Here is an 11,903-nt window from a genome sequence, read left to right as displayed (position 1 = left end):
CGGTTGAAGCCTGCTGCCTAGGCTCGATGGTGTGGCCCACACTTACCGCCGCACCATGCGGAACACCTTCGTCGAAAGGCACAACCATGTCCGTCATCTCCGTCGATACCGAGATGCTCCAGCTCAAGTCCGACAATGTCCGGGGAACCATTGACCGCATCAGTTCGGACGTTCACACCATGAAGCGCGGGCTTGAGGAACTCCAGGCAACGTGGAAAGGAACTGCGGCCGCGAACTTTCAGTCCCTGGTTCTGGAATGGTCCCTGACGCAAAGCAAGGTGGAGGCATCGTTGGCTTCCATCACCGTGGCGTTGTCCACTGCGGCCTCAAACTACGCCGAAGTCGAGCAGGGCAACACCCAGCGGTTCACCTACTAGGAACCGCCAGCCCGCCGGCACAGTCCCGCGCACTCCTGCGGGGCCGGATGTCTTCCCCTGAACTATCCGGCCCCGCAGGTCACGCCGCACCTGTTGTCCTCGGTTGGCGTCGCTGTCTCTATGGCTCCAAGGTGCCCTGGTGGAACCTCAGCCGCCATTGGCCGCGGTCCAACATCCAGATCGAGCTGCGAAGCGCAGAGCCCGCGTGGGCGTAACTGCGGTAGTTCAGCAAAATGGTGGTTTCATTGAGGCGGTCGGCGCTCAGGAGCTCCAGCTCTCCCGGTTCGCCCGGGTCCTCTTCCAGCGCCATCATCATGGCGTCCCGCGTCCAAAACCGGCCGGAACTGCCAATCTCCGCGAAGTCCGGGTGGAGCAGCACTCCAATCCTGCCAATGTCCGCCCTCACATCCGGTCGCAACAGTTCCCGTTCCAAGGCAAGGACCGTGTCTTCCGGCGAGAGCTCCGGGGCCGCTGCGTCACCTTCCAGTTCACTGAAAAGGTCCGCTTGGCCGAAGATGCCTGACTCGCCGAAGAGCGTCGGCTCAAAGTGCGGCCGGGAACTCCTGGGCGGCGCGGCAACGGCATTCGCAGAAATAGCCGTCGCGGTGGCGGCCCTGCCGGCGGTGACCGTCGCGGAGCTTGCTGCTGTCCCAACCGAGGTGGTTCCGGAGGACCCGGAACCCTCGGCCACGGAGTCATGCTTGGCGCCCGGGAAACCTGGTCCAACCCGCGGTGCGACGCCCTGTTGATACGCCACGGCGACAGCCCGGGCACGCTCATCCGCGGCTTCGTTCAGATCGTGTCCTGCGTGGCCCTTGACCCATTCGAAAGTGTATTTGCGGCCAACGATCGCCTGATCGATGTCCTTGAGGAGATCGACGTTGAGCACCGCCTTGCCGTCCGCCTTACGCCATCCTTTGCGCTTCCAGCCCGGCATCCATTTGGTGATGCAGTTGATGACATACTGGCTATCGCACAGGATCAGCAGTTCCTCGTGGGCAACATGGGCCGTGGAGCGGAAAAGATCCAGGACTGCCATCAGTTCGCCCTGGTTGTTGGTGCCATGTGGCCAACCTCCTGCATGCCAACAGGAGTCGTCAACGTACCAGGCCCAACCGGCCGGCCCAGGATTACCGAGGGCGGACCCGTCGGCGGCAGCAATAATCGTCATACCGTTAATCCTGCCAGAACCCACGGACACTAAAACCGTGGTAGGCAGCAAAACGGCGGCCCCCTCCAGTTGGTGGGGACCGCCGTCGTTAGCTCTGAAACGAAATGTTCAGCGAGGGGGCTTAGAAGCCGCCCATGCCGCCCATGTCGTCGCCGCCCGGAGCCGGAGCGTTCTTCTCGGGCTTGTCAGCCACTACAGCCTCGGTGGTCAGGAACAGACCAGCGATGGAAGCAGCGTTCTGGAGAGCCGAGCGGGTGACCTTTACGGGGTCGTTGACGCCGGCAGCCAGGAGGTCTTCGTAGACGCCCGTGGCAGCGTTCAGGCCGTGGCCGGAAGGCAGGCCGCGAACCTTGTCGACGACAACGCCCGGCTCGAGGCCAGCGTTGAACGCGATCTGCTTCAGCGGAGCGTCGATGGCAACCTTGACGATGTTGGCACCGGTTGCCTCGTCACCCTGCAGGGTGAGGTTGGCGAATGCCTTGGCGCCTGCCTGGATGAGGGCTACGCCACCACCGGCAACGATGCCTTCTTCAACAGCAGCCTTGGCGTTGCGGACTGCGTCCTCAATGCGGTGCTTGCGTTCCTTGAGCTCAACTTCGGTTGCGGCACCGGCCTTGATGACTGCAACGCCACCGGCCAGCTTGGCCAGGCGCTCCTGCAGCTTCTCGCGGTCGTAGTCGGAGTCGGAGTTTTCGATCTCGGCACGGATCTGGGCCACGCGGCCTGCGATCTGCTCGGCGTCGCCGGCACCTTCAACGATGGTGGTCTCGTCCTTGGTGACAACAACCTTGCGGGCGGTGCCGAGGAGTTCCAGGCCAGCGTTTTCGAGCTTGAGGCCAACTTCTTCGGAGATGACCTGGCCGCCGGTGAGGATGGCGATGTCGGCCAGCTGGGCCTTGCGGCGGTCACCGAAGCCCGGGGCCTTGACGGCGACGGACTTGAAGGTGCCACGGATCTTGTTGACGATCAGGGTGGCCAGGGCCTCGCCCTCGATGTCTTCGGCGATGATCAGCAGCGGCTTGTTGGACTGCATGACCTTCTCCAGAACCGTGACGAGTTCCTTCACGTTGGAGATCTTGGAGTTGACGATCAGGATGTACGGGTCTTCGAGGACCGTTTCCTGGCGCTCTGCGTCGGTGACGAAGTAAGCGGAGATGTAGCCCTTGTCGAAGCGCATGCCCTCGGTGAGCTCAAGCTCCAAGCCGAAGGTGTTGGATTCCTCGACCGTGATGACGCCTTCCTTGCCCACCTTGTCCAGGGCTTCGGCGATCAGGCTGCCGATTTCCGGGTCACCGGCGGAGATGGAAGCCGTGGCTGCGATCTCTTCCTTGGTTTCGATTTCCTTGGCAGAGGCCAGCAGTTCGTTGATGACTGCTTCAACAGCCTTCTCGATGCCGCGCTTGAGGGACAGCGGGTCGGCGCCGGCGGCAACGTTGCGCAGGCCTTCCTTCACCAGTGCCTGGGCGAGGACGGTTGCAGTGGTCGTACCATCGCCAGCGACGTCATCCGTCTTCTTGGCAACTTCCTTGACCAGTTCTGCACCGATCTTCTCGTAAGGGTCGTCCAGCTCGATCTCCTTGGCGATGGAAACGCCATCGTTGGTGATCGTGGGGGCGCCCCACTTCTTTTCGAGGACGACGTTGCGTCCACGCGGGCCGAGGGTGACCTTGACGGCGTCAGCGAGGATGTTCAGGCCCCGCTCGAGGCCGCGGCGTGCCTCTTCATCAAATGCAATGATCTTGGCCATAACGGCGGTAGTCCTTTCGGGACAGTCGTTAAGAAGGTACCTGTCAGATGCGGTGCCCGCGACGGACGGTCCTTTGCTTGCGGCCTATGTATGCCCCGCGCTCCGAACCTCACCACACCAAGGTTTTTCTTGATCCTCCAGCGATCCGGCAGCCGATCGGGACCGGCGTAAGCCGGGCCATACTTAGCAGTCGAACCGTAGGAGTGCTAAATCAATAATTAGCACTCGACCGGGGAGAGTGCAAGCAGGAATGCGTCTTTGCGACGGAAATCAAGGGGGTTTCAGCCATGAGCTGAGCCGGTCAGGCGTTGGCCTGCCCCAGGGCTAGGCGACGCGCACGCCTTCTGCCTGCGGCCCCTTCTGTCCTTCCCCCAATTCGAACTCCACCCGCTGGCCCTCCTCGAGGGCCCGGAAGCCATCCATCTGGATGGCGGACCAGTGCACAAAAACGTCGTCGCCGGACTCATCCACAGTGATGAATCCGTAGCCCTTTTCGGCGTTGAACCATTTGACGGTTCCCAATGCCATGATGCCCACACTTTCGCAGTAGCCAAGACCGGTTGCCGGGATCTCCGTACCGGAATCAATCCACTGTAACCACAGTCACTCCTGCGGCGCTGCCGGTGGGCAGCAGTGCTTCGGTTTTGTTATTGATGCTTAACCGAGTTGGGGCTCAAAGGTGCTCCTACAGCGGCCCGCTACTGGTATCCGGGACCGGCAACAACCACCAGGGGCTGCTGGATTTCCGGGGACTCAACGATCGACTGAATGCGCAGCAGGGTTCCCAACGCTTCAGCGTTGGCCTTCTGCGCAGGACTGTTGTAGAAGATCACGGAGGTCTGCTGCGGCAGGCCACCCCAGTTCCCAACTGTACTCAGCGTCCAGCCATCGCCCTGTACCAGACCGGCCACCCGGCCTGCCAGGCCAGCCGTGCCAGCGCCGTTGTAGACAGCCACGGGAATGGTCTTGTCTACCGGAGCCGAGGACGGAGTAGCGGACGGAACGTTGGACGGTGACGCCTCGGGGCTCGGTTCACCCGAAGCCGTGGGAGCCGGTTCGCTGGGCGCCGCAGAAGGCGAGGTATCAGTACTCTGCTGGGGTGCCGGCGTCGAGACGTTAGAGGAGGCGCTGGGGCCCACCACGCCGAGGTTTGGAAGGATCAGGAAGGCCACCAGGCCCAGCACCAGAGCGACAGCTCCGACTGTGAGGACCGGCCACAAGGCAGGGCGGGCAGTCTCCTGGGCGTCGCGGTGGACGCCCTGGCGATTGGTGGTTTGCGGAACCTGGTCGAATTCATCCCTGGCAAATTTGGTCATGGTGAAGCGTTGTCCTTGCTGGTTGCTGCTGACAGATCAGCCTGGCGATTTACGCGTCGGACCCCAAGCGACGTGCCGTCCGCGCACGTTGGCGGGACGTACGTAGTCTACGCAATCTCTTGACGAGCATGGGATCGTGGGCCAACGCGTCCTCGGTATCGATCAGCGCGTTCAGGATCTGGTAGTAATGCGTAGCGGAGAGATCGAACAGCTCACGGATAGCCTGTTCCTTGGCGCCTGCGTACTTCCACCACTGCCGTTCAAGTGCCAGCATTTGCTGGTCGCGTTCACTGAGGGGCGATTCGCTGCGGGTTTCAGCCGCGAGGTCCTCGAGGGAAAAACCTGTCGCCTGCTGCGCCATCGGTTCCGGTGCTGGTTCCGCCACGGCATACTCCTTCGACGCTTGATGGGAAATTGTCCTACCCCTATGTTACGGGTGAATAACAACGCTGTCATTCGCCCCGCCTGGCAGGCGCGGGGGACAATGGCGTGATGACTGGCGAGGATGCACTGTTTGAACTTGAACCGGCAGGCGTGGCGGATAGCGACTTCGCGGAACTGATCGACCGTCCGCTGGAAGAGCTAATGGCGCCCGACTGGGCGGACGCCTTGTTGCCCGTGGAAGACCAACTCCGCGCCGCCCTCGCGTTCGTTGCCGGCCAGGCCGCCAACGGGCGCCAGGTCCTGCCGGCGGCCGACAATCTCCTGCGCGCCTTCAAACAGCCGCTGGCCGACGTCAAAGTACTCATCCTCGGCCAGGACCCCTACCCAACTCCGGGACACGCCGTCGGTCTTTCCTTCGCTGTTTCGGGGAGTACGCGACCCATCCCGCGGAGCCTCGCCAATATCTACCGCGAACTTCATGAGGACCTCGGCCTGCCACCTCGCGTCCATGGCGACTTGAGCGAATGGACCCGCCAGGGCGTGCTCCTGCTGAATCGTGTCCTCAGCGTCGAGGCGGGAAATGCCGGCTCGCACCGCGGCAAAGGCTGGGAGGACATCACGACGGCGGCTGTCACCGCCGTCGCCGACCGAACCACCAGTACCGGGCAGCAACAGCCACTCGTCGCCATCCTGTGGGGGAAGGACGCTGAGGGTGTCGTGCCGCTGCTCAAAGGAGCGCCTTCGCTCGTGTCGGCCCATCCCAGCCCGTTATCGGCGTCGCGGGGCTTCTTTGGCTCCAAGCCGTTCAGCCGGGCCAACGAGCTTCTGGCCCAGCAGGGCGCCGGGCCGATCGACTGGGAGTTGCCGGTCCTCTAGCGCTCAGCCGCCAAAGGCCGCGAAGCGGACGGAACGTGAGAGAGCGTCTGCCCGAAGCGGACGGAACGTGAGCGAGGGTTTGCCCCAAGCGGACGGAACGTGAGCGAGCGTCCGCCCCAAGCGTACGGAACGTGAGCGAGGGTGTGTAACGTTCGGCCCTATCCAGCCGACGTCCAGCGCACTAGCTTAGGCTTGCCTATATGGCCGCTCTCCCCGTCACCTCGTCCGCTACCCGCAATACCCGCCCACAGGTCAACCTGACCGTGCTCAGGAAAGAACTCCTTTCCCCACACATGGTGCGGATTGTGGCCGGTGGGCCAGGTTTCAGCGATTACGCAAACAACGACTACGTGGACCGCTACGTCAAAATCGTTTTTCCCCAGCCGGGCGTCGACTACGACTTCCCGCTGGACCTCTGGACCATCCGCGAGACCATGCCGCGCGAGCAATGGCCGCACACCCGGACCTACACCATCCGCTGGGTGGACGTGGCTGCGCAGGAGCTGGCGATCGACTTTGTTGTCCATGGTGACGAGGGACTTGCCGGGCCGTGGGCTGCAGCAGCCGAACCAGGTGAAACGCTGGTCTTTACGGGCCCCGGCGGTGGCTACAATCCCGACCCCAACGCCGACTGGTACCTTTTCGCCGGCGACGACGCCGCCATCCCAGCGGTTGCCGCTTGCGTGGAGGCACTGGCTCCTGACGCACGCGGCGTTGCTTACCTGGAGGTGGACAGTGAGGCGGACATCTTGCCTATCGCGGCACCTGCCGGCCTGGAACTGCGCTGGCTGCTGCGCGGCGGCGTGCCTGCCGGCTCCAGTGACCTCCTGCTCGAAGCCCTAAGGACCACCGAGTGGCTGCCCGGCAAAGTGGACGTCTTCGCCCACGGCGAGCGGGGCTACATGAAGGGTCTTCGGGAGATCTTCTTCGTCCAGCGGGGCTTGGAACGTTCGCAGGTTTCCTTGTCCGGGTACTGGGCACAAGGGCGCGTCGAAGAGGTCTTCCAAGCCGAGAAGAAGCTCCCCGTAGGGAAGATCTAGCAAGCTCCAGCACCCCTCAAAGGCTAGCGCCGACGCACCCTGCGGCGTTCGTTGCTGGACAGGCCCTTCGTCAGCGGCCTGGCCAGGTTGTCGCCGAGCACGATACCCGCGGCCACTCCCAGGACAATCGCTCCGGCGTTAAGCATCCCGCCGGCACCGGCCAGGAAGTCGCCCCCTTCAACGGTGAGGGCATACATCGAACGGAAGATCGTCAGGCCGGGCAGCAGGATCAAAGCCGCGGGAACAGCGACGACCAGTTGGGGAGCACCCAACTTCAGGGCCACCACACGGGCCAGCAAGCCGATGACCACCGCCGCGACAGCGGGCGATAAACGATCGCCAAGACCAGCTTGGCCGACCCCCCACAAAACGAAGAAGCCCACTATGCCGACTGCCGCCGTCGGAATCAGCAACCGCATCTGGGTTTGTTCCGTGACGCCGATGGCAACCACAGCGACGGCGATGAGGACGGCGCGCCCCCACAACGGATACGCGTCGGGGAATGTTTGCGTGACATCCAGGACAGCGCTGCCCATGAGGGTGCCCACCACGACGGCGACACCGATCCCTGCCACGATCGCCCCGAAGGTGAGCAGCGTGGAGAGGAACCGACCCGCGGCGGTGACCGGGAAGCCGTTGATCGCATCCTGTACCGACGACACGAGCCTGCCCGTTGGGAGCAGCAGCAGGATTCCGCCCGCCACCACTATGGAGGGAGCGATGTCCACACCTGCCCAGCGGAGCATCAAGGCAATGAAGGTGACAAGAAACGCGCACGCCATGGTGTTGAAGAAGTCCGCCGTCCTCCACCTGGCCAGTTGACGGGAAAGCAGGCTGATCAGGATGTTGGAGCAGAAGGCCACCGCTGATGCGCCGAGCCCACCGCCCAGGACGCCCACGAAGACAGCCGCGAAGATACCGAACGCTATGGTCACCATCCATCGAGGGAAGGGCTTGGCGCTGCGGATAATTTCGTTCAACCGGCGCACGGCTTCGTCGCGGCCCACTCCCCCGGCCACAATGTCTGTGACCAGTTGGTGCACCTGCGCCAAGCCTGCGTAGTTGTTGGTCCAGGAGCGCACCACACGGAGGAGCGTGATGGGCGTCTGGTCCTTGGGCGCATAGTTGATGGCCACCGACTGGTTGGTGATGTCCACTTCAACGTTCTTCAGGCCCAGGGCAGCCGTGACGGCGATCATGCTCGTCTCGACTTCCAAGGCGCCGGCACCGTATCGGAACATGACTTCAGCCAGGTGCAAGGCAAAATCGATGGTCTTGCGGGCGGATGCATCCACCCCCACTACCTGGATGGTGGGGTTGGCATACGGGCTGCCCGCCAGCCGGTCCACGATGTTCATGGGAGCCGTCGGTGGGCTATCGCCTTGCACCAGGCGCATCAGCATGCGTTTGGCGTTGACGTTCTGCCGGACCTGCGACGGCCTAAGCGGCTGGGTCTTGGGCAAGCCGTCCGTGTGGGGCCTGCTACCGGACCCCTCGGGGCGTTCAGTCACGCGGTGATCCTCCCCTGCGCTTGTGTGATTAGTGGTTCCTCCGTAGTCTTCCTACGACCGGCAATTTCTCAAGTGGCAATCGTCCCAGTACTGTCTGGGCGGCTCCTGCAAGCTTCCTGGCCAGGCGGTAGGCGTTGAACGTGAGCGGGTTCACCGGAGCCACGAAGTCGCCAATCAGCTGGACCACCTCGCCGCCAAACCCCTTCTTGAATTCATACCCACCGTGACCGGTGTCGTCCTGGCCTTGGATGCCGAACGTGCCGTAGAAGTTGTACCGCGAGTACCCGTTGTTGAGCGCGTGGAGCATCATGCCCCAGTACAGGGACGTGGCGCCGTTGAAGTAGATGTAGTCCTGCACCGTGCCACCGATAACGCAGGTCAGTTCGTCGCCGGAGCACGCGAAGTGGATGGCCGCCACCGTGGCAACCCCCACGGAATCGGGGAAACGCTCGATGTCCTTGAGGCTGCGCTCGTAGCTGTCCACGAGGTCCTGGACCACCTTGACGCGGTTGGCCTTCTTCTTGCTGCCGGTCTCCTCGACTTCACGTTTCAGTTCGGCCAGTGTCTTGGATTCAGCTTCGAGCCGCTCCGTGATGGACGCGCGGTACTCGGGGATGTTGATCTTGGCCATCATGAGCTTGGTGAACTCATCGGAGGTGTTCCGGAGCAGCTGCTCGTAGTACTCCCGCTCGCGGTACGTGAAGCCCTTCTCGTCGCCTGCGGTGCTCAGCGCGGTGTAGAAGTCGTCCAGCGTCTCCAGCGTGGCCTGTTCCAGGTAGACGCCGTTCTTCTCGGCCTTCCGGATCGCCTTGCGGGTGCGGTAGTTCATGCCCATGATGAGCTCTTCGGAGTCCGCGAACCCATCGAGCTGCTTGATGAACATCCAGTTGATGTTGGCGAAGTTCATGTCGAAGCCCTGGTGTTGGAAGCCTAAGCCCTCGAGTTCCTTGAGCAGCGGGCGGTTGTCCTCAACCTCCGGGTGCTCGGCGCCGTCTTCGTCACGGGCGATGTAACGAAGGTTCGGCGAGATCCGGAGTTCGGCCGCCTTCTTCGAGGCGGCATGCTTCTTCAACTGCTCGACGACGAAGCGAACCACGGCGGGGTCGCTGTAGTCCATCAGTGGTCCCTTGGCGCAGTCTGCGGTCTTGTAGCCAAAACGGTTGGACGTGTAGACGAGCTTTCCCGCAGCAATGAGGCTGCCGGCGCGGGTTACGCCAAAGAGCTCGACCTCCTGGCCACGGGCTCGTTGGAAGCGCGTCAGGTCCATGGACTGGATGAAGCTCCCCTGTGGGTGTCCCTTGGCGAACGTCTCGAAATCAGCGTCACTGAGAATCGCGAATTCCATGTCGGTTCCAGCCTCGATCGGAGTCAAAGAAATTACCTCACCTAGATTAGATTTGCGCCCGTTGGTGGCCGGGGCGGGCCTGTGGGTTGGCTTGCTGGCTTGGGTGTCCGTCAGTAGAACTGACCGCCGGTGCGCATGGTTTCGAGCCTTCTGAACACCTTCTCTGCGCCCTTGAGCCACAGCTTGTACCGGACAGGGCCCAGCACGAGGTCGTAGCAGCCCACGAAGTCCGTAACGGTCTTGGTGAAGCTCGTCTTGAACGATCCCAGGCCGTAGAGCGGGTGGCTCTTGTCCTTGATCCTGGCAGCTGGGGGTGTGCCGCAGAAGTCGTATTCCACGCAGCCGAGCTCCTGCATGCGCTGGATGGCTGCCCATTGGACCAAGTGCGAGTCGCCATACTGTTTACGGTTCTGCGTGGAACCGCCGTCCTTGTAGGTTGCCTTGGAACCGTAGTTGATGACGAAAGCGCCAACGCTCGGGGCACCGTCCTCGTAGACGAAGAAGAAGTGTCCCTGGCCCCGACTGCAAAACTCTTCCCAGAAGGTGGCGTAGTACTCGTAGCTTCGCAGCGGCATGGCGCCCTTGGCGTTCATGGTGTTCTGCATCAGGGCGTAGAGCTTCTTGTAGCTGTCCTGGCCGGGCTCTGCTTCCACAACTTCGCAGCCTTCGCGCTCCGCCCTTCGGACCGCATTGCGGGCCCGGGACGAAATACTCCGCAGGACTTCGTTCGCCGGGGCGGAGATGTCCAACAACGCCGTGGAATCGTTGGACTGGATATTCGGAGCCTTGACCAGGCCAGACGCCTTCAGCTTCGCGACCACCTCAGGTGACTCCACGACGTCGGGCTCGATCTTAATGCTGAAGACGTTCAGCTTCTGTTCCTTGGCCAACGCCGCCACCGCCCTGAGCATGGGCTCGATCTCGTCCGCCGAGGCAGCATCCGGTCCCTTGATCAGGTACCAGAGCCGGCCGAGAACGGGGAACTTCTTCTCCAGCAGCAGGTTGTAGCTGGCGTACCCGGCGGTTTCCACCACCACGCGGCGGACCAGCCAGCCGTTGCCGTCCTTTACTGCGGCGTAGGCGTCCGACTGCAGCATGTTGCCGCCGTTCGGATTGGCCGTGACGTGCTTGTCCCAGTTATCGGTTTCCTCGGCGGTGGCAAAGCGGGCAGTAAATTCTCGCAAGGTGGCCGTGTCCAATCTCAGGGTTTTGGTGCAGTGTTCAAAGGCATGCGGACATGCAGCTCCAAGTCTATCGGGCCGGGAAAAATCTTCCGGTTCGCCCTAAAGCCTGATCTGATCCGCGCTTTCCAACTTAATGGCCTTCGGCGCCTTTCCGAGCTCTCGCTGGCCGCTGGCCAGACGATCTGCGTTCACCAACCGGCTGAGGCTGAGCCCGGTCAGATCCGCAATCTCCCCAATGGGCACCTGGAACGTCCGGAACGGCCCCAACGGCGGCGGTTCGCCTTCCAGGAGCCGCTGGTCGATGGCCCGTTTCAGCTCTACTTTGCCCAGGAGCGGCGACTGGTCCAGGACGAATCCCGCGGCCGCCAGTTTGGCATCACTGGTCCATGCAGCGATCTTCCAGAATTTCCGTGGAACCTGCACGCCCCTGTACGGGGGGTCGTCGTCGAGAAGAACCGGCCCCGTGAAGACGCTGAGCTTGGCATCGTAGGCATCAGCGTGTTCCAGGACATGGTCCTCCAGCCCCACCCACAGTTCCTTGCCTTGGTTGAAGTCATCAACCTGCGGCGCAGCATTGGTGAACACGAAGGTGTCCTGGTTGGCCTTTTTGGCGGTGGCAGGATCTCCCCACACCGGGTCCAGACGCCGCACCAGATGCCCGCGGTCAAACGCGTTGTTCTTGTAGACGTCCGGACCGGCCTGCTGCTCCCGGGGAATCCGGTCATCGAAATGCCAGGTACCTTCACGGGCCAGCGGGTTCAGCTCCTTGCCGTTGATATTGACCCCCACGATCGCCGCGAGCTTCCGGGAAACCCGGAAACGCACGGAGAAGTGGATGTAGTCCAAAAGAGTCGTCGTCGCCGACGGACTGGGCAGCTCAAGGCGTGCCCGCAAAAAATCCCTGTCGTATCCCCCGCTCATGGATACAGCATGGCACTAGGCACCGACAGTA

The 11,903-nt window shown here is 62.6% G+C and carries 12 protein-coding genes; 3 read left to right on the top strand and 9 right to left on the bottom strand.

Annotated features, from left to right (window positions below):
• The first annotated feature begins 86 nt into the window (after positions 1-86).
• Complete coding sequence (locus tag QRM57_RS06055; RefSeq protein ID WP_257368920.1) at positions 87-377, top strand: WXG100 family type VII secretion target; 291 nt, start codon at positions 87-89, stop codon at positions 375-377.
• Between the two features lie 118 nt (positions 378-495).
• On the opposite strand, the gene QRM57_RS06050 is transcribed toward QRM57_RS06055, so the two are convergent.
• From QRM57_RS06050 to QRM57_RS06030, 5 genes are all read right to left on the bottom strand, one after another.
• Positions 496-1,548: a ribonuclease HI family protein gene (locus QRM57_RS06050; protein ID WP_284985924.1), complete on the bottom strand. Its 1,053-nt coding sequence runs from the start codon at positions 1,546-1,548 to the stop codon at positions 496-498.
• A 121-nt stretch (positions 1,549-1,669) separates the two neighbouring features.
• A complete protein-coding gene (gene groL / locus QRM57_RS06045) occupies positions 1,670-3,295 on the bottom strand; it encodes a chaperonin GroEL (protein WP_172324129.1) in 1,626 nt (541 codons plus the stop codon).
• Positions 3,296-3,619: 324 nt separating this feature from the next.
• Positions 3,620-3,823: a cold-shock protein gene (locus QRM57_RS06040; RefSeq protein ID WP_011773737.1), complete on the bottom strand. Its 204-nt coding sequence runs from the start codon at positions 3,821-3,823 to the stop codon at positions 3,620-3,622.
• 170 nt (positions 3,824-3,993) lie between these two features.
• Positions 3,994-4,611, bottom strand: a complete 618-nt coding sequence (locus QRM57_RS06035) for a LytR C-terminal domain-containing protein (RefSeq protein ID WP_284985923.1) — start codon at positions 4,609-4,611, stop codon at positions 3,994-3,996.
• Positions 4,612-4,660: 49 nt separating this feature from the next.
• Positions 4,661-4,996, bottom strand: coding sequence for a DUF3263 domain-containing protein (locus QRM57_RS06030; protein WP_374111512.1), 336 nt, complete (start codon positions 4,994-4,996; stop codon positions 4,661-4,663).
• A 107-nt stretch (positions 4,997-5,103) separates the two neighbouring features.
• Here QRM57_RS06030 and QRM57_RS06025 point away from each other — a divergent pair, with 107 nt between their 5' ends.
• On the top strand, positions 5,104-5,871 hold the full coding sequence (locus QRM57_RS06025; protein ID WP_257368924.1) for a uracil-DNA glycosylase: 768 nt from the start codon (positions 5,104-5,106) through the stop codon (positions 5,869-5,871).
• Positions 5,872-6,071: 200 nt separating this feature from the next.
• Positions 6,072-6,911 carry a siderophore-interacting protein gene (locus tag QRM57_RS06020; protein ID WP_284985922.1) on the top strand — a complete coding sequence of 280 codons (840 nt, stop codon included), beginning with the start codon at positions 6,072-6,074 and terminating at the stop codon, positions 6,909-6,911.
• Between the two features lie 23 nt (positions 6,912-6,934).
• Here the strand turns inward: QRM57_RS06020 and QRM57_RS06015 are convergent, their stop codons facing one another.
• From QRM57_RS06015 to QRM57_RS06000, 4 genes are all read right to left on the bottom strand, one after another.
• Positions 6,935-8,422 carry a threonine/serine exporter family protein gene (locus tag QRM57_RS06015; protein ID WP_257368926.1) on the bottom strand — a complete coding sequence of 496 codons (1,488 nt, stop codon included), beginning with the start codon at positions 8,420-8,422 and terminating at the stop codon, positions 6,935-6,937.
• Between the two features lie 28 nt (positions 8,423-8,450).
• A complete protein-coding gene (locus QRM57_RS06010) occupies positions 8,451-9,767 on the bottom strand; it encodes a peptidoglycan bridge formation glycyltransferase FemA/FemB family protein (protein ID WP_284985921.1) in 1,317 nt (438 codons plus the stop codon).
• A gap of 110 nt (positions 9,768-9,877) precedes the next feature.
• Entirely contained in the window at positions 9,878-10,966 is a 1,089-nt protein-coding gene (locus tag QRM57_RS06005; protein WP_284985920.1) for a lipid II:glycine glycyltransferase FemX, read from the bottom strand.
• A gap of 84 nt (positions 10,967-11,050) precedes the next feature.
• Positions 11,051-11,872 (bottom strand): DNA/RNA non-specific endonuclease, encoded by an 822-nt coding sequence (locus tag QRM57_RS06000; protein WP_257368929.1) that lies wholly within the window; start codon positions 11,870-11,872, stop codon positions 11,051-11,053.
• Between the last annotated feature and the right edge of the window lie 31 nt (positions 11,873-11,903).

This window comes from Arthrobacter sp. fls2-241-R2A-172 (genome assembly GCF_030208885.1).
GTDB lineage: Bacteria > Actinomycetota > Actinomycetes > Actinomycetales > Micrococcaceae > Arthrobacter.
The sequence above is the reverse complement of the archived record's forward strand: the minus strand, read 5'-3'. Positions and strand labels throughout refer to the sequence as shown.

Coding starts and splice junctions, on each gene's coding strand:
- QRM57_RS06010 (WP_284985921.1), bottom strand. CDS start 9,767: ATGGAATTCGCGATTCTCAGTGACGCTGATTTCGAGACGTTCGCCAAG.
- QRM57_RS06035 (WP_284985923.1), bottom strand. CDS start 4,611: ATGACCAAATTTGCCAGGGATGAATTCGACCAGGTTCCGCAAACCACC.
- QRM57_RS06000 (WP_257368929.1), bottom strand. CDS start 11,872: ATGAGCGGGGGATACGACAGGGATTTTTTGCGGGCACGCCTTGAGCTG.
- QRM57_RS06020 (WP_284985922.1), top strand. CDS start 6,072: ATGGCCGCTCTCCCCGTCACCTCGTCCGCTACCCGCAATACCCGCCCA.
- groL (WP_172324129.1), bottom strand. CDS start 3,295: ATGGCCAAGATCATTGCATTTGATGAAGAGGCACGCCGCGGCCTCGAG.
- QRM57_RS06055 (WP_257368920.1), top strand. CDS start 87: ATGTCCGTCATCTCCGTCGATACCGAGATGCTCCAGCTCAAGTCCGAC.
- QRM57_RS06025 (WP_257368924.1), top strand. CDS start 5,104: ATGACTGGCGAGGATGCACTGTTTGAACTTGAACCGGCAGGCGTGGCG.
- QRM57_RS06050 (WP_284985924.1), bottom strand. CDS start 1,548: ATGACGATTATTGCTGCCGCCGACGGGTCCGCCCTCGGTAATCCTGGG.
- QRM57_RS06040 (WP_011773737.1), bottom strand. CDS start 3,823: ATGGCATTGGGAACCGTCAAATGGTTCAACGCCGAAAAGGGCTACGGA.